Source organism: Microbacterium sp. NFH-22A-Y (assembly GCF_021401375.1).
GTDB lineage: Bacteria > Actinomycetota > Actinomycetes > Actinomycetales > Microbacteriaceae > Microbacterium > Microbacterium hominis.
The window spans coordinates 745,646-763,370 of sequence record NZ_JACBGF010000001.1 but is presented as its reverse complement, the minus strand read 5'-3'; the positions used below and the strand labels follow the sequence as shown (position 1 = coordinate 763,370).

The following is a 17,725-nucleotide window of genomic DNA, read 5'->3' as shown; positions in this document are numbered from 1 at the left end:
CATGAGCGCCGACTCGGACCGTCGCGAGGAACTCGCCCATGGCGGGCTCGTCTCGCGCACCGGCGACCTGGTGACTCTCGGCGACGGATCCCACTGGTGGCTCAACGGCGAACCCTGGGCACGCGCCCTCGCCGACCAGACCATCCGCGTCGACCGCACCCGCAACAGAGCCTGACCCCGACCGCCGAGGGAGGTGACTCCCCATGCGCAACGTCATGTCCCGCGTCCGCGCCGGCATCGCCCGCGCCACCCGCGGCCTCCGCCGCCGCACCGCCTCGTCCGCCGCCGGCGCCCGCACGTCCGGCAGCTGACCCCCGAAGGAGCACCCACGGCCATGCGCCGATCCATCCAGCAGTACATCCGCGGCGGCATCCAGACCGCCGAAGGCTTCGCGAACCTCATGAGCGGAACCGGCTTCTCCGGACGCCGCATCCGCACCGCCGCAAGCCCCAGAGCTTCCCGCACCAGCGGAAGCTAACCGGACGCCCCGGGGACGGACACCACACCTCCCCGGGGCGCCCGCCACTCCCGACCAGGCGTCGGAGAGCACACCCGACCCCGCCAGGCGCGGGCGACGCACAGGAGAACCCCATGGGGAATGAAACCGACCGGCGCGCCACAGCCGCCGAGAAGCGGAAGAAAGCCCTCGACCTCCGCCGCGCCGGATGGTCCTTCGACGACATCGCCGCCGAAGTCGGATACTCCGGCAAAGGCGCCGCACACACCGCCGTCCGCAAAGGCATCTCCGACATCGTCCGCGAGTCCGCCCAGGAACTCATCGAGCTCGAACTGTCACGCCTGGACGACATGTTCGCCGGGTTCTACGAGCAAGCCCGCAACGGCGACCTGTTCGCCGTCGACCGTGCGCTGAAGATCATGGATCAGCGTGCGAAGTTCCTCGGCCTCTACGACCGCAAGGAAGACGACACCGCTGCTGAGGTTCGAGCTGAGCTGCGCAGGTTCCGGGAGAACTTGAGTGGTCTGTTCACCGCGGATGACACGTACGGGCAGGTGAGCGATGACGCCTCCGGCTCCGAAGACGTTCCAGGCGACGGCGAGCCTGGGTCGTAACCAGGCGCGCTCCCTGAACGCGTGTCTTCTGCCGGGTGCGACGTTCAACCTGTGGGAGGGGTCGATTCGAGCGGGGAAGACGTACGTCTCCGTGCTCGCGTTCCTCTTGGCGGTCGCTGAGCTGGATGACACGCAGGCCGCGGGTGGTCAGCTGGTGATCATCGGGAAGAACCTCGGCTCGATCTACCGCAACTTCTTCCGCACGATCGAGGACTCCGACGGGCTCCGCGCGTTCCGCGGGGCGGTGCAGTACCGGCAGAACGCGCCGACGGCGCACATCTTCGGTCGCGAGGTGCAGGTCATCGGCGTGAACGATGGGCGTGCGGAGTCGAAGATCCGAGGCATGACGATCCTCTACGTCTACGTCGACGAGGCGACGGTCATCGATGAGTCCGCGTTCAAGCAGACCCTGAACCGGATGTCGCTCGACGAGTCGAAGATGTTCGCGACGACGAACCCGGACTCGCCGGCCCACTGGCTGAAGGTCGACTTCATTGACCAGATGCGACGTCTGCGGGATTGGCGCCGCTACCACTTCATGATGGACGACAACCCGTCCCTGTCGGAGCGGGTGAAGGATCGGCTGCGGTCGCAGTACACGGGTCTCTGGTATCGCCGGATGATCCTGGGCGAGTGGGTGTCCGCTGAGGGCGCGATCTTCGGCATGTGGGATCCGGCGCGGCACGTGAAGCCGTGGGCGTCGACGCCGTCGATGCACCGTCTCCTGGGGATCGGGATGGACTTCGGCACGAACAACCCGTCGACGGGTCTGCTGCTGGGCATCTCGAAGGAGAAGAACGACCGCGGCCGGTACGGGTCACGCCTGTGGCTGATCGACGAGTGGCGTCACGACGCTCGCAAGTCGGAGGCGGCGATGCTGTCGCCGTCGCAGCAGGCGGGCCTCTTCAAGGAGTGGCTGTTCCGCGACGACCACCTGCCGTACGAGACGCACCTGCAGCCGGAGTTCATCATCGTGGACCCCGCCGCTCTCCACTTCCAACGCGAGCTGAACCTCCTCGGCATCCCGACCGCCGGCGGCCTGAACAACGTCTCCTACGGCATCAGCACCATGGCGTCGCTGCTGTCGGAGGATCAGCTCGTCGCGACGGACCACTGCCCCGGCTTCATCGCTGAGGCGCCGGGGTACGCGTGGGATTCGAAGGCGGCGCTGCTCGGCAAGGATGAGCCGGTGAAGGTCAACGATCACTCGCTCGACGGCGGCCGATATGTCGTCGCGACGACCGAGTCGATGTGGCGGCCGATGCTGAACTGGCAGCTCGCCGCCTAGTCGAAGGTCTGGTCGGGGCAGAAGCGGTCGACTGCGAGCTGGGCGAACACGGCCGCGTCGGCCGCAGCCTGCTCATGGTCGGCGGCTTGGTCCCCCATCTCCGCGGCGTAGTACTCGACGACCTGGCTTCGTTCGTCGCGGCTCTCGGCCTTCTGGAGCGCGCCGCAGAGTCCCTGCCCGAGCTTGACGATCTGGTCGCTGCTGAGTGTGCTCCACGACTTCAGCGAGCTCGCCTGACGCAGGAACGACTCTTCGGTGATCGGAGGGGGCGTGCTCGCGCACCCGGCGAGACCGAGGACGGCCACGACGGCGGTCAGGGCGGCGATTCTGCGCATGACCGCACCCTATCGACTTCCCGGCACGCACGCCGGGTCGGCCCCACGCACACGGGGCACCATCCACCGGAGGAACCACACCATGACGAACTCGTCCCTGCCCGACCGCGCCCGCGGCCGGTTCTTCACCGCGACGACGGGTCAGCCGCCGACCGACGAGCAGCGCGCCGCCGTGACGGCGATCAACGAAGCTGTCGTCCTTCTCGCCGTCGTGATCGAGGAGAACACCCCGAACTCGCGGAACAAGTCCCTCGCGCTGACGGCGCTCGAGGACGTGTCGATGCGCGCGAACCGTGCGATCTTCGCGACGGGCCCGTTCGCATGAGCGCCCGGAAGCCGGCCGACTGGACGACGGCCGCCGCATACATCATCGTGACGCGGATCTTCCTCGTGATCGCCGCGGCCGTGTTCCTGATCCGCCTGTGGATCACGGGCGGCGACGTGAGCTGCGTGTTCTCACCCGACCCGGCGCTGTGCACGGCAGTGAAGAGCGTCCGATGAGCGCCCCGCAGCGGTTCCGGAAGAAGCCCGTCGAGATCGAGGCACAGCAGTACACGGACGCCGAGTCCGGCAGCGAGATCATCAAGCGCATCCTCGCCGCTGGCGGCTCAGCATCGCTGCACTGCGTCGATCCGGACCAGCCCGACCACGGCGGCCACACCATCCGCATCCGCACCCTCGAGGGTGACATGCACGCGGCTCTCGGCGACTGGGTCATCCGTGGCGTGCAGGGCGAGTTCTACCCGTGCAAGCCGGACATCTTCGCGGCGACGCACGAGCCCGGCGGCGTGGAGATGGTCGAAGCGCTGACGTACGCCGACGCGACCCAGAAGCTCACCGCAGCTCTGCGTGTGCGGGTCATCCCGGAGGGCGAACCGTTCGACGGGCCCGTGATCGGTGCAGTCGCCCTGACGACGCCGCCGGAGGATGTCAGGAGTGTCGCCACGGCCGTCCGGGAGGCTCTCGGCGGCAAGGTCGGATTCGAGCAGCTCCCGGAGTCGATCCTGCCCGCGCGGACGATCGCTCTGGTCGACGCGGTGGTCCGGTCGCGGCGCCTGCTCCACGATGGCCGGTTCGTCTTCGATCCGACGTCGAACCCTGACCTGGTCGTCGTGACGGTGGAACTCAGCGCGGTCCTCGATCACCGCCAGGTACGGCAGATCGACACCGAGGGTCACGGCTGATGGCGCGCTACTCCGGGCACGTCCTGATCGACTTCATGGACGGCCGAACGGATCGCGTCGGCGGGAACCGCACCGACGTGCACGACGGGCAGCTCATCGTGAAGACGGTGAACAGCTACGGCGACGTGTCGGACGTGCACTGGTTCCCCCTCGTGAACATCCGCTCCTACCGGTGGGAGGACTGATGGGCGGCCGGATCACGTTCACCCCGCCGCGGAGGTCCGTCTGCGACCGTCCCGCCGGATGCCAGGGCCGCCCCGCGCCGGAGCCGTACCCGCGCGGCACGATCTGGACGTGCGATGAGTGCGGCAGCGAGTGGGTCGTCGTCGAGGGCGCGCAGTACAACGAGGCCTACTCGGCGTGGCGGCGTCTCACGGACCGCAACCGCGACGGGAGCGACCGGTGAGCGACGAGCCGAGCGTTCCTGTGCGCATCCTCCTGCGACCGTCGACGTACCGTGCCTTCGACCGTACGGCCCGCGCGCTGCACCTGCCCGACGTCGCGACGCTCCTGTCTCGCATGGCAGATCGATCGGTCGAACGCGACCGCATCGCATCGCGCGGGAGTTTGGACTCTCCCAGTCCGCGGTCTCTCGTCGACGTCGGCGGCTCGGGCTTGCCTCGCCAACGCCGCGCCCGTCGGGTTCGGGCCGCCCGCGACAGGCCGACGTGGACCGAACAGGAGGCGACCAGTGATCCTGCCTACGGAGATCCGCGTCGGCGTCGTCACGTACCGGGTCACGAGAGATCCGGCGGAGTGGCAGGGCATCGAGCATCGAACGCAGACGAAGGGCTACTACGGCCACTCGCAGCACACCGAAGCGGTCATCTACCTGAACCCCGAGGCTTCGGCCGATGTGACGCGGCTGACGCTGTGGCATGAGGTGCTCCACTGCCTCGACGAGGTCGCTATGGGTAACCCGAACTGGCTGAAGCTCAGCGGACACCCTGACGACAACGACGCCGCCGAGGAGACGGTGATCCGCATGTGGGAGGCGCCGACGCTGGCTGTCCTCCGCGACAATCCTGCGCTCGTGACCTACCTCACGGCCTGAGCGCACGCATCGTCCCGGGGGCCTCCGACCCCGTGCTGAGGGAACGCGCCATCCCGAGAAGACGAGAAGCACGCGCAAGAGCGGGCGCCAGGTCCCTCAACCCTGCCGGCTGGTAGCGGCGCCACGAAGCGCACGAGTCAGCCCGCCCGCTCACCACAAGCCCCGGGAGGGGCGTCAACGCGATGGACACCGCGAAGGACGCCCCTATGGCCGCTGGAACTCCGGCTGGCGTACCTGCGCCCCTCCCGACACTCTCACCGCCCCGAAGGGAGCCCTCATGACGCTGCCCGATGGCGGGAACATCGCATGGCCGCCGAAGCAGTTCAAGGACTACTTCGACCTGCTCGACGTGTACAACGACTGGTACGTCGGCGATGTCGAGCGGCTGCAGGTCGAGTATCAGCAGCGCCCGATCACCCACCGCGGACAGTTCAACGGCGGCATCGTCGGCTGGGGCACGCGGGCGTGGCTGGGGAAGCCGCCGACGCCGGGCGAGGCCCGCGCGCGCCTGCACATCCCCCTCGCCGCGGACATCGCGACGCTGTCGGCCGACTACCTGTTCGGCGAGGCGCCCCGGGTCGTCCTGCCCGGCGATCGCGCGCGGACAACGGAGGACGCGCCGCAGACGGAGCGCGACCGCCTGCAGGACCGTGTCGAGAAGGTCATCAACACGTCCCGGTTCCACTCCCTCCTCCTCGAAGGCGGCGAGGTCGCTGCGGCGCTCGGCGGCGTGTACCTGCGGCTCGTGTGGGATCCGGAGACGCTGAGCACCGTCCGTGCCGAGGTCGTCCACACGGACGCCGCCGTCCCGAAGTTCAAGTTCGGCGACCTGTCGTCGGTGGTCTTCTGGTCCGAGCTCGACAACTCCGACGACGACAAGCACGTGTGGCGTCACCTCGAGGAGCACCGGCCCGGTGAGATCGAGCATGCCCTGTACAAGGGCGACGACTCGCACCTCGGCCAGCGGGTGCCGCTCAATGAGCGTCCGGACACCGAGTGGCTCGCCCCCCTCGTGAACAAGGACTCGGTCCTCCTGACGGGAGTGACCGGTCTGACGGCGGCGTACGTCCCGAACATGCGCCCCAACAAGATGTTCCGCAAGCTCGGGCATCTCGCCCTGCTGGGGCAGTCGGACTTCGCCGACATCACGCAGCTCTTCGACGCCGTCGACGAGACGTGGTCGTCGTGGATGCGGGACATCCGCATCGCGAAGGCCCGCATCGTCGTCGCGAAGGAGTACCTGCAGTCCGGCGGCTTCGGTCAGGGCGCGACGTTCGACTACGACCGCGAGGTCTACGAGGGCATGACGGCCATCACCGGCCCGAACGGTGAGCCCTTCGGCTTCCACGCGCACCAGTTCCAGATCCGCACCCAGGAGCACTCCGACACTGTCCGCGACCTCCGCGAACAGGCGATGCGCTCCGCCGGGTGGACTCCCGCGTCCGCCGGCGGCGAGGCGCAGGGCGTCCGCACCGCGACGGAGGTCCACGCCGACGAGCGCCTGTCCGACCGCACCCGCGACAAGAAGATCAACTACTGGAAGACGCTCACGCCCTTCTTCCTGACGTGGTTGCAGCTCGACGCGCTCGTGTACAGCCTGGCGGCGCCGAAGGAGGAGCCGGAGTTCCGGTTCCCCGCGGAGTCGCAGGTCGACGTGGAGAAGATGGCGCGCACGACCGCGGCGCTGCGTCAGGCGGATGCTGCGTCGGTGGAGACCGCTGTGCGGATGAACCATCCCGACTGGGACGGCGACACGGTGAACACCGAGGTCGACCGGATCTACAAGGAGAAGGGGATCGGCACCGCCGCGGACCCCACGCAGCTGACGGGTCTGCCGAACACGGACCCGACGGCCGCCGACATCGCACGGATGCGCGACCGGATGGCGCGTGAGGCTGCCGGCGAGGCGACCCCGAACCCGGAGGACGCATGACGCCCCTGGCATGGTCCTTCCTGCTGTCGGCGGTCGGCATCGTCGGGATCCTTCTCGCCGGCTCGAAGCGGAAGCTCGGCTGGCTGGTCGGCTTCATGGTGCAGCCGTTGTGGATCGTGTTCGCTGTCTCGACGGAGCAGTACGGCTTCATCCTCAATGCGGTCATCTATGCGGCTGTGTACGCGCGGAACTGGTTCCGCTGGCGGCGGGACGAGAAGCCGACGCGTCGTCGTGGGGTGTTCGTCACGGAGGCCTCGGACCCGCTGTTCGGCCGCCGCGCGTGGTCTGCACGATATGACGGCTCGGATGCTGCAGCCGGCCGGCCGATCCACCCGCGCATGAGCGTCGCCCCGCCGTGGGCATCCCGTGTGCGCGTGCGCCGCGCTTTCCGGCGGTGAGACTCCCCCGCGCGATGCGGGGTAGGCGGCGTGATGCCGCAGAGCGAAAGGGGCAGGCATGCCCAGAGAACAGATCACCCACAACCGGATCGTCGAGCGGGTCACGCCGCCCGATCCGGCCGGCAACTCGGCGATCGTGAACGTCGAAGAGTCGCGCCGCAACGTCCACGTGCAGTGGAACCGTGACGCGTCCTGGCTGCAGGTCGCCGTCGACATCCCGCTCCACGAACTCCGCGAGCTCCTCGCCGACGCCGAGCGGGAGGCGGCAGCCGAAGCACGTCGCCACGAGGACATCGGCGAGTACGCCACCGACCACCACCCGGTGCGCGTCTGGTCGGATGTGCTGTCGCGGAGCGAAACGAACACCGCGATCCGCATCCTCCGCCGCGCGCGCGATGGCGCGTACGGCGCGGACGAGTAGTCGAACGGCTCGGGGGTGAGGGATGGCCGGCTTCACCCCCGAGCACGACGACTTCGCCGAGATCGTCTACCGCATCTCGATGCAGGCGGCGCGGATCTTCCAGGACGCCGAGACCCGGCTACTGGCGGAGATCGCGCGGCGCCTCATCCGGGACCTCGCCAGCCTCCCTGACATCCCGGAGCAGCTGCGGATCGTGCAGGGCCTCGAACGGTTCGCGCGGGAGCTGACTGCCGGCCTGACCCGGGACGCCGCAGAGGCGCTCGTCGCGCAGGCCGCGCGCGACGGCGCGGCGTCCGTGATTCAGCTCCCGGGCGTCGGCCAGATCACCTCCCTCGCCGACCAGCATGTCCTCGCCGCGACGCTCACCGCGTTCGACCTCGGCAACAAGTTCGAGGACATGCGCGCGCGGATCCTCCGCTACCCGCGCGACGCGATGGGCGAGTACATCGTCGGCGGCGACGTCTACCAGCAGGTCATCGCGGACAACGTCGGCCAGGTCATGCTCGGTGCGTCGAAGCAGCAGGCCCGCCGAGCCGCCCTGCAGGACTTCCTCGAACGAGGCGTGACGGGCTTCACCGACATCGCCGGCCGGAACTGGCGCATCGGCACCTACGCCGAGATGGCGACCCGCACGGCCGTGACCCGCGCGTACACCGACGCGAAGGTCTCACGCGCGGGGGCGATCGGTGTCGACCTGTTCTCGGTCCTCGGCGGTCGGAACGCGTGCGACCACTGCGCTCCCTGGTTCGGGAAGATCATCGCCGCATCTGGCACCGCAGGCCCACGCACGGTGCTGCACTCGTTCCGCGATGAGGCGATGACCGTGAACGTCGCCGGGACGATCGCCGCGTGGCGCGCGTCGGGCGCGAACCACCCGAACTGCTCGTGCGCGCTCGTGGAGTACCTGCCCGGGTTCCCCATCCCCGTCGCGGCATCCGGCTACGACCCCGCCGCGCACGCCGCGCGCGACCGCCTCCGCGACCTCGAGCGCCGCGAGCGCGACGCGAAGCGGAAGCAGGAGATCGCGATCGCCGCGGGCGACGCCGAGCGGGCGCTCGCGCAGCAGCGCCGAATCCTCGCGATCCAGAAGGAAACCCGCGATCACGTCGCCGAGACCGGCCAGCGCCGTCGCTACGACCGCGCACAGGTGAAGTTCTCCGACGGCATCCGCACATAGCCCCCCGCACCGAGGTGGTGCGGTCCCCCAACCGGCCCAGGCGGTCGAGAAGGAATCCACCAATGGACACGAACACCACGCCCCGCACCCTCGGCTCCCTGCCCGCTCCCGCGTGGCACCGCCCGTGGCTCCGCTACATCGACCCCGTCGACGGCGCCGAGGTCACGCCTCCGCCCGCGGAGCCGACGGACCCGCCCGCCGAACCCACCGACCCGCCGGCGCCGACCGATCCGCCCGCCGAGGAGAAGCCGCCGTGGGGCGACGACTTCGACGCCGATCGCGCATGGAAGCGCATTCAGGCGCAGAAGGCGGACCTCGAAGCCGAGCGCAAGAAGCGTGAGAAGGCGATCAAGGACGCCGAGGCCGCCGCCGCACAGAAGGCTCGCGAAGAGACCTACCGCGAGTTCGGCAAGCAGCTCGGCATCGTGAAGGACGACGAAGCGCCCACCGTCGAATCCCTCAGCACGTCGCTGCAGGAGCGCGACCAGAACCTCACCACCACCCAGGCCGCCCTCGCCGCGCAGCGCGCCGAGAACGCGGTCCTCCGCGTCGCCGGCACCATCAACGCCGACGCCGACGCCCTCCTCGACTCCCGCGGCTTCACCGAGAAGCTCGCGGCCGTCGACCCGGCCGCCGACGACTACGCCTCCCAGGTGGAGGCCCTCGTCAAGGCCGAGGTCGAATCCAACGCCCGTTACCGGAAGGTCCAGGTGGCCCCCAAGTCGAGTAACGGCGACCCCGCGCCCGCCGGCGGCAGCCCCGCCCCGGAAGGCATCGAGTCCATGCGCAAGAGCTACGCGGGCCGCCGCGCAGACGGCGCCTGACACCACCTCACAGAAAGGCCACCACCATGGCAAACACCCTGCTCACCCCGAGCGTCATCGCCCAGGCGGCGCTCGCCACCCTGTACGAGACCACGGTCGCCGCCCAGCTCGTGCACCGGGACTACGACTCCGAGTTCGTCGCCCGCGTCGGCGACACCGTCACGATCCGCAAGCCCGCCGTCTTCGTCGCCGACGAGTTCGACGAGACCAACGGCATCAACGTCCAGAACGCGACCGAGACCGGCGTCCCCGTGGCCCTGAACCACTGGGCCGACACGTCGTTCGCGGTCACGTCGAAGGATCTGGCGCTGAAGATCGAGAACTTCCGCGAGCAGCTCCTGGACCCCGCGATGGAGTCGATCTCGCAGAAGATCGACCGCGACGTCCTCACGTTCCGCAACGACGTCACGCAGGTCGTCGGCACGAGCGGCACGTGGACCTACGACAAGCCGGAGTCGCTCGTCGACGCCGGCGTGCTCCTGGACCTCGCGAAGGTCCCGGCGTCGCAGCGTCGCGTGATCGTCGGCCCCCGCACCCGCGGCGAGTGGCTGAAGAACGACCTCCTGAAGCGCGCGGACGCCTCCGGCTCCACCGCCGCGCTCCGCGAGGGCTCGATCGGTTCCGGCCTGTGGGGCTTCGACGCCTACATGAGCCAGAACATCGGCCAGCCCAAGGCCACGGGCGCGCAGGTGACCGGCGACCCCACCACCGAGGTGAACGTCGCGTTCCACCGCACGGCCGTCGCGCTCGTCACCCGTCAGCTCGAGCTCCCGATGGGCGCCGCGAACGCGGCCATCGCGAACTACAAGGGCTTCGGCATCCGCGTGGTCATCGGCTACGACCAGGCCAAGAAGAAGGATGTCGTCTCGCTCGACATCCTCTACGGCGTGAAGACGCTCGACGCGAACCGCGCCGTCCTCATCAAGGGCCCGAACAAGGCCTGACCCGCCCGGGAGGGGCGTCCGCCCGGGCGCCCCTCCCTCACGAAGGAGAATCACGATGGCACACGCATACCAGAGCGCCGAGGACGGTCAGATCGTCATCAGCGACCAGCCGCGCGCGGACCTCGAAGCGCTCGCGCGCTGGCAGGAGATCGACGTCGATGAGGCCAAGGGCATCCTCGACGCCCGCGACGCCGAGCCGGTGACGGCAGAGAACGATGAGGGCTTCCGGGCCCTGATCGACTACCTCACCGAACATGACCTCACCCCGGCCGACCTCCTCGCGACGCTCACCGCCTCGGAGAACCCGCCGCCCTCGGCCGTCGCCGACCCCGCGGGGCCGCCCGCGGCCGAGGCGCAGACTCCCTCCGCTGCGGAGGCGCCCGCCGGCAACGCGAGCACCGAGAAGTGGGCCGACTACGCCCGCAGTCTCGGCGTCGCCGTCGACGCGGATGCCGACCGTGCCGCGATCAAGGCCGCGATCGACGCGCACAAGGCGGCCCTGTGACCGTCCGCATCGTTCTCGACGGCGCGAGCGGTGTGACCGCTGGTGTCCGCTTCGAGGATGGCGTCGCGGTCGTGAACGAGCTGTCCCCGAACGCGCGCACCTACCTCGAACTGGTCGGCGCGACGATCACCGAGGAGGCAGCGCTCGCCAGCGACCCGTACGCGGACCTCCGCGTCGGCGACAAGCTCCTCGCCGACTGCACCGTCGCCGAGCTGCGTGACCTCGCGCAGACCGAGGGGCTCGCGGTCCCGCCGAAGGCCAGCCAGAAGGACATCCTCGCGCTGTTCCTCGACGCCTTCACGAAGGAGGACTGAGCCGTGTGGTTCCCGTTCCTGGACGTCTCGGACCTGAGCGCAGCACTGCGCGCCGCGTTCGAGGATCCCGACGCCGCCGTGCGTGACGCTTCCTATCGGGTGCGCGCCGAGCTCGCCACCGCGATCTTCGAGGTCGACCGGGACGGGAACCCGACGGCCCAGGCAGTCACCGATGCGATCAAGGACGCGACCCGCGCGCAGCTCACCTTCTGGGCCGACACGGGCGATCTGACCGGCGCGGGCGCGCAGAATGGCGGGGGCTCGATCCTCTCCGTCTCTCTCCCCGGCGGCGGCGGGACGACCAGCCTCACGGCGAAGCAGGATGCGCGGGTCGCGCCGGCCGTCACCGAGATCCTCCGCCACGCCGACGGCATCGCCTGGGACGTGCAGTACTGATGCGCCGCGTCCCCGCCCGGATGATGCCGTTCCGCAACGCCGTGCGCTACGAGCCGAAGCTCGGCGAGGGCGCGTACGGACCCAAGTACGGCGACCCCGTCACCCCCGACCGCGCCGCCGTTGACGAGAAGCAGAAGCTCGTGCGCCTCACCGACGGTTCCACCGCGATCTCTTCGGCACGCATCGCGCTCGACCCGGAACACGAGATGCCCGTCGGCTCCCGCGTGACCCTCCACCCGGGAACTGAGCGTGAGCGCACGACGACGGTCATGGTCGCGGCGAAAGCCGAGTGGCCTCAGCTGCCGCAGTTCTTCGAGTACGCGCTCGAGTAGGAGGTCGACATGCCCGTCAACTGGCACGGCCCCGAGGCGATCCGCCGCATGCAGGAGGGCGCCGCCCGCGGCTTGAACCGTGCCGCCAGGGCGCTGCTCGCCGAGTCGCAGGCTCGCGTCCCCGTGGACACCGGAGACCTCCGCAGTTCCGGCGCCACGCAGGACGCCACGCCGACCGAACTGGTCGCGAAGGTGACGTACAACGCATCTGCCGAGGACGGCTTCCCGTACGGCGTCGCCGTGCACGAGGGCCTGGACATGAACTTCCGCACCGACCACAACCCCGGCGCGCAGGCGAAGTTCCTCGAACGGCCCGCGATGGAGATGAAGAACGACCTGATGGACGTCGTCGCGACCGAGATCAAGCGGGCACTCGGATGAGCCATCACACGGTCCTCCTTCACGAGTTCGCGACCTTCCTCGCCGCCAACGACGTCGCCGAGTACCGCGAGGACGGCTTCTATCCGAACACGGTCCGCGGGATCACGGTCGCCGGGTTCCCCGAAACACCTGCGGATGTCGTCGCCCTGTCGCTCACGATGCCCGAGTACACGCGCCTCGCTGGCGGCGCGCGGCGGCTGACGGCCTCGCACATCCAGATCCGCACCCGTCTCCACGGCTCACCGCTGGCGACGGTCGACCTGCTCGACCAGCTCACCTACCTGATCGACCGGAAGCGGCTGACGCTCGGCCCGCTTCGCGTGACCGGCGCCTTCCGCTCCGCTACGGCCGCCCTCCCCATCTCAGAGGACGGATGGGTGCAGTCGTCGAACTGGACCCTCACGGCCCTCGAAGGCCTTCCCACCTGATCCTTCCCTCCCTCGGGGAACGCCGCCAGGCGCGGCACCACCACGGCCCTCCGCAGATCGCTGGGGGCCTTCGTCATTCCTGGAAAGGAAACCCACCATGACCGAATACGCAGACGTGGTGCCCACCGAGGGCTCCGTCGCACAGTCGTACGAGTACGTCGTCGACGTCGCGGTGCCGCCCACCGGCTCCGGCTCGAAGACGTACATCAACATCCCGGACATCACGTCCTTCAACCCGCAGTTCCCCGCGCAGCTGCAGGAGATCACGACCTACGCGAACAAGGGACAGACCGCGCAGACGAAGGTCGGTTCGGCGCCGACCGCGGCGTTCAACATCCTCAAGATCCGCGACAACACGGGCGAGTTCCAGCCGGAGTGGCTGGTGCTGAAGAACGCCTCCGACAAGACCGGCAAGCAGAACCTCGTGTGGCTGCGCTGGTACGACGCGCTGGGCGCCTCGGACGCGTACGAGGGCCTGTTCCTCGTCGTGCGTGACAGCCGCCCCGAGACGGGCGCGCAGGGCCCCGGCTGGGACGCGTTCACGTTCACCGCCGCCGGCCCCGTCCTCCCGATCGAGAACCCGATCACCACCCCCTGATCACCCTGGGGCGGCGGCCAGCACGTCCGCCGCCCCATACCCGCACACGAATCGGAGTACCAGAACCATGACCATCCAGGCATACGAACGTGGCCGGAACCTCATCATCGATCTCGGCGACGAGAGCGACGAGGGGTTCGTCCGCATCGTCGTCAAGCCCGTCGCCTCAAAGGTTGGCGCCGCGCTCCAGGCCCTCCACGCCGGCATCTCCTTCGCCCAGTCCGAGGACCTCGAACGCGACGCCGTGCTGATGGGCAAGCTCGCGGTCGGCGAGGAGAACTGGAGCATCGTCGACGACGAGCTGCGGTGGGCGGAGGCGGAAGCGGTCATCCACGCCGCGTTCTTCTGGAACGTCCAGGGCGGCGGAATCGACCTCGTGAACGTGGTCCTCAACCGTGAGCTGGGTGGTCACCCAAAAGCGATGTCGACGCTCATGGAGCGCAACGGGCTCTCGAAGGCTTTCGAACTGTTGCGGACATTGCTCGATGGGGGCGAGGCCGCCGCGACCCCGTCACCGGACGCTACGAGCGGTACGAGTACCCCGCCTGGTTCCGCGAGCTGATCCAGGCCGCGAACGCGAAGCCCGCCGCCGCGAAGGCAGAGACCGGCATCCCCGAAGCGACCGTCTGGCGGTTCGCGTTCGCCCACTGGGACCGCCGTGTAGTGCCCGACCTGCAGCAGTACTTCCAGGTCGACGCCTACGACCTCGACGCCATCGCTCGCCCCTGGCGGTGGCTCCGCATCTTCGTGCTCAGCCTCCTCGACATCCCCGACTCCCGCCTCGCGAGAGGCCTCGACCGATCGTGAGGTGACAGATGTCGTTCAGCGCTGCCGAGCTCGTCGCAACAATCCAGCTCGGCGGCGTCTCGACGGCGGAGCGTGACCTGGAACGGTTCCGGGGCAAGCTCGACCAGACCGACTCCGCGACCGCGAAGATCCGCAAGACCGCGGATGACGCGTTCCGGTCGACGGCGACGTCGATTGGCGTCGCGGCGGCCGCGGCGGCCGTGTTCACGACGAAGCTCTTCTCGACGGGCGTCGCCTACAACCAGCTGCAGCAGACGTCCCGCGCCGCGCTGCGCACGCTCCTCGGCGGCGCCGAGGCCGCGAACGCGCAGATGGACAAGCTCGACGCGTTCGCGAAGACGTCGCCGTTCTCGAAGTCGACGTTCATCTCCGCGCAGCAGCAGCTCATCGGGTTCGGCTTCGAGGCGTCGAAGGTCATCCCGATCCTCAACGCCGTGCAGAACGCGACGGCGGCCGTCGGCGGCTCGAACGATCAGATCGCGGAGATCGTCTCGATCCTCGCGAAGATCCGATCCTCGGGGAAGATCACCGCGGACGATCTCGCCCAGCTCGGCAACCGCGGTCTCGACGCGGCCACGTTGCTCGGGCAGGGGTTCGGCAAGTCCGCGGCCGACATCCGTCAGTCGATCACGGACGGGACCCTCGACGCCGCGCAGGCCATCGATGTCCTCGTCGCGCAGATGGATGCGAAGTTCGCAGGCGCGGCGAGCAACGTCAAGGAGACCTTCGCCGGCACCACGGACCGCATCAAGGCCGCGTCCCGAGACATCGGCGCCGCCCTGGCGGAGCCGTTCGTGTCGAAGAACGGCGGCGGCCTGTTCGTCACCTGGGGAAACCAGGTCGCCGACGTCATGCGCGCCGCGGAGAAGCACGTCACGCCGGTCGTGTCGATCCTGACGAACCGGGCGGCGCCCGCGTTCGCGGAGATCACCGCGCTGCTGGACCGTGCAAAGGTCGCAGTGAAGTCCTGGGACTCCGCGCGCCTCGAGAGCGGCCTGAACATGATCGGCGCGTACGGCCCGGCCGTCGCCGCGACCGCCGGCGCCGTTCTCGGCGTGAACACACAGCTCCTCGCCTCGATTCCGGTCGTCGGGCGGTTCATCCCGTCGTTCTCCCCGCTCATCGGCCTGATCGCCGGTGCCGCCGCGGCGTCGCCGGAGCTGCGTGCCCAGCTCGGGGCCCTGCTCGGGACGATGCAGCCGCTCATCCCCGTGACCGTCGACCTGGCCAAGACCCTCTCGGGCGGCCTGAATGTCGCGCTCCCGGTCGTCGCGGCGGTCGTCAAGGCCGTCGTCGGCGTCGCGAAGCCGCTCGTCGAGATCATCAGCCAGGTGCCGGCGCCCGTCATCGCAGCGACGGTCGCGGCCATCGCCATGAACTCCGCCATGAAGGCGGGGCTGCCCGCCCTTCAAGGATTCTCCGATGGGGTCAAGCGCATCGGGGAGCACGTCGCTGTGCAGGCGGCGCTCGCGAGCATGGAGGGCAACACCTCACGTCTCGCGGGCACCTTCGGTGCGGCGGGCGCCGCGGCTACCGGACTCGGCAACAGCATCAAGGCAGCGTTCGTCTCGAACCCGGTCGGGATCGTGCTCCTCGCCGTGTCGACGGCGGCGGGCATCCTCACCGCGGCGTTCGCGGCCCAGGCCCAGCAGACGCAGATCACGCGCGACCGGATCGCTTCCTACAAGGACTCCCTGAACCAGGCGTCCGGCGCGATCACAGGTCTCACGCGCGCGCAGGTCGAGAAGAACCTCGCCGACACCGATGCGCGCGCGCTCGCGAAGGAGCTGAAGGTCTCCTACGCCGACTTCGTCTCCGCGGTCCTCGGCGAGAAAGACGCCCTCGACCGTGTGAACGCGGCAATGGACGAGAACGGCAAGAAGCGTCGCGAGGGCGACAACATCGCCATCGGCATGACGCAGTCGGCGCTGAAGCTGCGCGACATCCTCGGCCAGCAGACGCAGGCTCTCTCCTCGGCCTCCGACGAGGTCCGCGACTACGCCGTCGAACAGCAGAAGGCCGCCGCCGCGATGACCGAGACCGGCCGGTCCAACGAGCGCATGAACGCGGCTCTGGAGATCGCGCGGGACGTCTCGCACGACGCGACCGAGCGGCTCAAGGGCCTCAAGCAGGCGCTCGATGAGCTCAACGGCGGCACGCGCACCCAGTCGGACCTCACCCGCGACCTGAACGAGCAGACCGACCGCCTCCGTGACGTGTTCCTCGCCGCGGATGAGGCCGGAAACAAGCTCGCACCGGGACTGGTGAACGCGGCCGGCGCGATCGACACCACCTCGGCGGCAGGGCGTGGCCTGTATGACGAGGTGAGCCGCCTCAACGACCAGATGCTCGACGCTATCCTCCTCGCTGACAAGGACGCGAAGGCCCGCGGCGAGCAGGGAATCGCAGTCGACCAGGCGCGGCAGATCGCGGCGAAGTACCAGGACACCCTCCGAGGGCTCGGCGCAGAAGCAGGACTGTCGGACGAGCAGGTCAACGGGCTGATCTCGACGATGCTCGCGACTCCCGAGGTAGTCGCCTACGCGGTCGATGACAGCGGCACGGTCGACGCCGCGAAGCTCCGACTCATCGACCTCGCGACGCAGATCCGCGACACCCCGAACGGCCACTTCGAAGTCTCGGAGGACAGCATCCCCGGGCTGCGGGACGCGCTCCGGGTTCTCGGGGTAGACATCACGTCGCTCCCCGCCGGGACCGTGACCGTGAAGAAGGACGATGGCTCGTTCGTCTCCGTCGAGGATGCGCTGACCAACCTCACGCGCCCCCGATGGATGACGATCTTCGCGACAACGCAGGCCGATGGTTCCTACGGCCAGGGCCTCGGCGTCCTGAAGCGTGCCGGCGGCGGCCCTGTGGTCGGCCCTGGCACGTCGACGTCCGACTCGATCGCCGCTCTCCTTTCGAACGACGAGCACGTGTGGTCGGCGGCGGAGGTGCATGGCGCCGGAGGGCACACGAACGTCATGGCCATGCGGCAGGCGGCACGAGCGGGGCGACTCGGCGACTTCATGCCGCGGTTCGCTACAGGCGGGCCCGTGATCGTCAGCTCCAGGTTGCCTTCACCGGTCGTGGCTACGGCCCCCGCAACAGTCCCGGCTACTGCCGGCGTGTCCGATGTGGGGGGCATCTCGCGGGCGGTCCTCGAAGCTGTCGCCGATGCGCTCGGAAGCATGTCGGTGTACCTGCAGAGCCCTCTCTCCGGGGACTACCTGCTGGCGAAGGTGGTCGACGTGGCAACAGGCGCAGCTATCGGCGTGGTTCGTGGCGGAACGGAGCGGACGCGATGATCACAGCGGCTCTCGTGGGCGTGGCGA

27 protein-coding genes are annotated in these 17,725 nt (G+C 69.2%); 26 read left to right on the top strand and 1 reads right to left on the bottom strand.

Annotated elements, in window-relative coordinates; genetic code table 11:
• The first annotated feature begins 1 nt into the window (after position 1).
• The 4 genes from L0965_RS03555 to L0965_RS03540 all read left to right on the top strand — a co-directional run bounded on the left by L0965_RS03555 (position 2) and on the right by L0965_RS03540 (position 2,359).
• Positions 2-175: a hypothetical protein gene (locus tag L0965_RS03555; protein ID WP_157831560.1), complete on the top strand. Its 174-nt coding sequence runs from the start codon at positions 2-4 to the stop codon at positions 173-175.
• Between the two features lie 159 nt (positions 176-334).
• A complete protein-coding gene (locus L0965_RS03550; protein WP_157831559.1) occupies positions 335-478 on the top strand; it encodes a hypothetical protein in 144 nt (47 codons plus the stop codon).
• 113 nt (positions 479-591) lie between these two features.
• Positions 592-1,071 carry a hypothetical protein gene (locus L0965_RS03545; RefSeq protein WP_101305687.1) on the top strand — a complete coding sequence of 160 codons (480 nt, stop codon included), beginning with the start codon at positions 592-594 and terminating at the stop codon, positions 1,069-1,071.
• Entirely contained in the window at positions 1,019-2,359 is a 1,341-nt protein-coding gene (locus tag L0965_RS03540) for a PBSX family phage terminase large subunit (protein WP_101305686.1), read from the top strand. The genes L0965_RS03545 and L0965_RS03540 overlap by 53 nt, the downstream gene beginning before the upstream one ends.
• On the opposite strand, the gene L0965_RS03535 is transcribed toward L0965_RS03540, so the two are convergent.
• Complete coding sequence (locus tag L0965_RS03535) at positions 2,356-2,694, bottom strand: DUF732 domain-containing protein (protein ID WP_101305685.1); 339 nt, start codon at positions 2,692-2,694, stop codon at positions 2,356-2,358. The genes L0965_RS03540 and L0965_RS03535 overlap by 4 nt on opposite strands.
• Before the next feature lie 82 nt (positions 2,695-2,776).
• Here L0965_RS03535 and L0965_RS03530 point away from each other — a divergent pair, with 82 nt between their 5' ends.
• The 22 genes from L0965_RS03530 to L0965_RS03425 all read left to right on the top strand — a co-directional run bounded on the left by L0965_RS03530 (position 2,777) and on the right by L0965_RS03425 (position 17,698).
• Complete coding sequence (locus tag L0965_RS03530) at positions 2,777-3,019, top strand: hypothetical protein (RefSeq protein WP_101305684.1); 243 nt, start codon at positions 2,777-2,779, stop codon at positions 3,017-3,019.
• On the top strand, positions 3,016-3,195 hold the full coding sequence (locus L0965_RS03525) for a hypothetical protein (protein ID WP_101305683.1): 180 nt from the start codon (positions 3,016-3,018) through the stop codon (positions 3,193-3,195). Before L0965_RS03530 ends, L0965_RS03525 begins: the two co-directional genes overlap by 4 nt.
• Positions 3,192-3,878: a hypothetical protein gene (locus L0965_RS03520; protein WP_198553673.1), complete on the top strand. Its 687-nt coding sequence runs from the start codon at positions 3,192-3,194 to the stop codon at positions 3,876-3,878. Before L0965_RS03525 ends, L0965_RS03520 begins: the two co-directional genes overlap by 4 nt.
• The gene (locus L0965_RS03515; RefSeq protein WP_101305682.1) at positions 3,878-4,063 is read left to right on the top strand and encodes a hypothetical protein; all 186 of its coding nucleotides are present in this window, start codon (positions 3,878-3,880) and stop codon (positions 4,061-4,063) included. The genes L0965_RS03520 and L0965_RS03515 overlap by 1 nt, the downstream gene beginning before the upstream one ends.
• A complete protein-coding gene (locus L0965_RS03510; RefSeq protein WP_234057933.1) occupies positions 4,063-4,284 on the top strand; it encodes a hypothetical protein in 222 nt (73 codons plus the stop codon). Before L0965_RS03515 ends, L0965_RS03510 begins: the two co-directional genes overlap by 1 nt.
• A gap of 285 nt (positions 4,285-4,569) precedes the next feature.
• Positions 4,570-4,932, top strand: a complete 363-nt coding sequence (locus L0965_RS03505; protein WP_101305679.1) for a hypothetical protein — start codon at positions 4,570-4,572, stop codon at positions 4,930-4,932.
• Between the two features lie 277 nt (positions 4,933-5,209).
• Positions 5,210-6,865, top strand: a complete 1,656-nt coding sequence (locus tag L0965_RS03500; protein WP_234057932.1) for a phage portal protein — start codon at positions 5,210-5,212, stop codon at positions 6,863-6,865.
• The gene (locus L0965_RS03495; protein ID WP_101305677.1) at positions 6,862-7,263 is read left to right on the top strand and encodes a nicotinamide mononucleotide transporter; all 402 of its coding nucleotides are present in this window, start codon (positions 6,862-6,864) and stop codon (positions 7,261-7,263) included. The genes L0965_RS03500 and L0965_RS03495 overlap by 4 nt, the downstream gene beginning before the upstream one ends.
• A 58-nt stretch (positions 7,264-7,321) precedes the next feature.
• Positions 7,322-7,684, top strand: coding sequence for a hypothetical protein (locus tag L0965_RS03490; protein ID WP_101305676.1), 363 nt, complete (start codon positions 7,322-7,324; stop codon positions 7,682-7,684).
• Between the two features lie 22 nt (positions 7,685-7,706).
• Positions 7,707-8,861 (top strand): phage minor capsid protein, encoded by a 1,155-nt coding sequence (locus L0965_RS03485; protein WP_234057931.1) that lies wholly within the window; start codon positions 7,707-7,709, stop codon positions 8,859-8,861.
• Between the two features lie 62 nt (positions 8,862-8,923).
• Positions 8,924-9,685, top strand: a complete 762-nt coding sequence (locus L0965_RS03480) for a hypothetical protein (RefSeq protein WP_234057930.1) — start codon at positions 8,924-8,926, stop codon at positions 9,683-9,685.
• Between the two features lie 26 nt (positions 9,686-9,711).
• Positions 9,712-10,629 carry a P22 phage major capsid protein family protein gene (locus L0965_RS03475; RefSeq protein ID WP_234057929.1) on the top strand — a complete coding sequence of 306 codons (918 nt, stop codon included), beginning with the start codon at positions 9,712-9,714 and terminating at the stop codon, positions 10,627-10,629.
• Between the two features lie 55 nt (positions 10,630-10,684).
• Positions 10,685-11,134: a hypothetical protein gene (locus tag L0965_RS03470; protein WP_101305672.1), complete on the top strand. Its 450-nt coding sequence runs from the start codon at positions 10,685-10,687 to the stop codon at positions 11,132-11,134.
• Positions 11,131-11,448 carry a hypothetical protein gene (locus tag L0965_RS03465; RefSeq protein WP_101305671.1) on the top strand — a complete coding sequence of 106 codons (318 nt, stop codon included), beginning with the start codon at positions 11,131-11,133 and terminating at the stop codon, positions 11,446-11,448. The genes L0965_RS03470 and L0965_RS03465 overlap by 4 nt, the downstream gene beginning before the upstream one ends.
• 3 nt (positions 11,449-11,451) lie before the next feature.
• Positions 11,452-11,844 (top strand): hypothetical protein, encoded by a 393-nt coding sequence (locus tag L0965_RS03460; protein ID WP_101305670.1) that lies wholly within the window; start codon positions 11,452-11,454, stop codon positions 11,842-11,844.
• A complete protein-coding gene (locus L0965_RS03455) occupies positions 11,844-12,176 on the top strand; it encodes a hypothetical protein (RefSeq protein ID WP_101305669.1) in 333 nt (110 codons plus the stop codon). The genes L0965_RS03460 and L0965_RS03455 overlap by 1 nt, the downstream gene beginning before the upstream one ends.
• Positions 12,177-12,185: 9 nt before the next feature.
• Positions 12,186-12,557 carry an HK97 gp10 family phage protein gene (locus L0965_RS03450; RefSeq protein ID WP_101305668.1) on the top strand — a complete coding sequence of 124 codons (372 nt, stop codon included), beginning with the start codon at positions 12,186-12,188 and terminating at the stop codon, positions 12,555-12,557.
• Positions 12,554-12,985 carry a hypothetical protein gene (locus L0965_RS03445; RefSeq protein WP_101305667.1) on the top strand — a complete coding sequence of 144 codons (432 nt, stop codon included), beginning with the start codon at positions 12,554-12,556 and terminating at the stop codon, positions 12,983-12,985. Before L0965_RS03450 ends, L0965_RS03445 begins: the two co-directional genes overlap by 4 nt.
• A 97-nt stretch (positions 12,986-13,082) precedes the next feature.
• On the top strand, positions 13,083-13,583 hold the full coding sequence (locus L0965_RS03440; protein ID WP_101305666.1) for a phage tail tube protein: 501 nt from the start codon (positions 13,083-13,085) through the stop codon (positions 13,581-13,583).
• A gap of 67 nt (positions 13,584-13,650) precedes the next feature.
• Positions 13,651-14,145 carry a hypothetical protein gene (locus L0965_RS03435; protein ID WP_101305665.1) on the top strand — a complete coding sequence of 165 codons (495 nt, stop codon included), beginning with the start codon at positions 13,651-13,653 and terminating at the stop codon, positions 14,143-14,145.
• A 101-nt stretch (positions 14,146-14,246) separates the two neighbouring features.
• Positions 14,247-14,390 carry a hypothetical protein gene (locus L0965_RS03430; protein WP_157831558.1) on the top strand — a complete coding sequence of 48 codons (144 nt, stop codon included), beginning with the start codon at positions 14,247-14,249 and terminating at the stop codon, positions 14,388-14,390.
• A gap of 8 nt (positions 14,391-14,398) precedes the next feature.
• On the top strand, positions 14,399-17,698 hold the full coding sequence (locus L0965_RS03425) for a tape measure protein (protein WP_101305664.1): 3,300 nt from the start codon (positions 14,399-14,401) through the stop codon (positions 17,696-17,698).
• Positions 17,699-17,725: the final 27 nt, after the last annotated feature.

What these genes read in the sequence shown, in the direction of transcription:
- L0965_RS03555 (WP_157831560.1), top strand. Translation starts at nt 2, where the DNA reads ATGAGCGCCGACTCGGACCGTCGCGAGGAACTCGCCCATGGCGGGCTC.
- L0965_RS03550 (WP_157831559.1), top strand. Translation starts at nt 335, where the DNA reads ATGCGCCGATCCATCCAGCAGTACATCCGCGGCGGCATCCAGACCGCC.
- L0965_RS03545 (WP_101305687.1), top strand. Translation starts at nt 592, where the DNA reads ATGGGGAATGAAACCGACCGGCGCGCCACAGCCGCCGAGAAGCGGAAG.
- L0965_RS03540 (WP_101305686.1), top strand. Translation starts at nt 1,019, where the DNA reads ATGACGCCTCCGGCTCCGAAGACGTTCCAGGCGACGGCGAGCCTGGGT.
- L0965_RS03535 (WP_101305685.1), bottom strand. Translation starts at nt 2,694, where the DNA reads ATGCGCAGAATCGCCGCCCTGACCGCCGTCGTGGCCGTCCTCGGTCTC.
- L0965_RS03530 (WP_101305684.1), top strand. Translation starts at nt 2,777, where the DNA reads ATGACGAACTCGTCCCTGCCCGACCGCGCCCGCGGCCGGTTCTTCACC.
- L0965_RS03525 (WP_101305683.1), top strand. Translation starts at nt 3,016, where the DNA reads ATGAGCGCCCGGAAGCCGGCCGACTGGACGACGGCCGCCGCATACATC.
- L0965_RS03520 (WP_198553673.1), top strand. Translation starts at nt 3,192, where the DNA reads ATGAGCGCCCCGCAGCGGTTCCGGAAGAAGCCCGTCGAGATCGAGGCA.
- L0965_RS03515 (WP_101305682.1), top strand. Translation starts at nt 3,878, where the DNA reads ATGGCGCGCTACTCCGGGCACGTCCTGATCGACTTCATGGACGGCCGA.
- L0965_RS03510 (WP_234057933.1), top strand. Translation starts at nt 4,063, where the DNA reads ATGGGCGGCCGGATCACGTTCACCCCGCCGCGGAGGTCCGTCTGCGAC.
- L0965_RS03500 (WP_234057932.1), top strand. Translation starts at nt 5,210, where the DNA reads ATGACGCTGCCCGATGGCGGGAACATCGCATGGCCGCCGAAGCAGTTC.
- L0965_RS03495 (WP_101305677.1), top strand. Translation starts at nt 6,862, where the DNA reads ATGACGCCCCTGGCATGGTCCTTCCTGCTGTCGGCGGTCGGCATCGTC.
- L0965_RS03490 (WP_101305676.1), top strand. Translation starts at nt 7,322, where the DNA reads ATGCCCAGAGAACAGATCACCCACAACCGGATCGTCGAGCGGGTCACG.
- L0965_RS03485 (WP_234057931.1), top strand. Translation starts at nt 7,707, where the DNA reads ATGGCCGGCTTCACCCCCGAGCACGACGACTTCGCCGAGATCGTCTAC.
- L0965_RS03480 (WP_234057930.1), top strand. Translation starts at nt 8,924, where the DNA reads ATGGACACGAACACCACGCCCCGCACCCTCGGCTCCCTGCCCGCTCCC.
- L0965_RS03475 (WP_234057929.1), top strand. Translation starts at nt 9,712, where the DNA reads ATGGCAAACACCCTGCTCACCCCGAGCGTCATCGCCCAGGCGGCGCTC.
- L0965_RS03470 (WP_101305672.1), top strand. Translation starts at nt 10,685, where the DNA reads ATGGCACACGCATACCAGAGCGCCGAGGACGGTCAGATCGTCATCAGC.
- L0965_RS03455 (WP_101305669.1), top strand. Translation starts at nt 11,844, where the DNA reads ATGCGCCGCGTCCCCGCCCGGATGATGCCGTTCCGCAACGCCGTGCGC.
- L0965_RS03450 (WP_101305668.1), top strand. Translation starts at nt 12,186, where the DNA reads ATGCCCGTCAACTGGCACGGCCCCGAGGCGATCCGCCGCATGCAGGAG.
- L0965_RS03445 (WP_101305667.1), top strand. Translation starts at nt 12,554, where the DNA reads ATGAGCCATCACACGGTCCTCCTTCACGAGTTCGCGACCTTCCTCGCC.
- L0965_RS03440 (WP_101305666.1), top strand. Translation starts at nt 13,083, where the DNA reads ATGACCGAATACGCAGACGTGGTGCCCACCGAGGGCTCCGTCGCACAG.
- L0965_RS03435 (WP_101305665.1), top strand. Translation starts at nt 13,651, where the DNA reads ATGACCATCCAGGCATACGAACGTGGCCGGAACCTCATCATCGATCTC.
- L0965_RS03425 (WP_101305664.1), top strand. Translation starts at nt 14,399, where the DNA reads ATGTCGTTCAGCGCTGCCGAGCTCGTCGCAACAATCCAGCTCGGCGGC.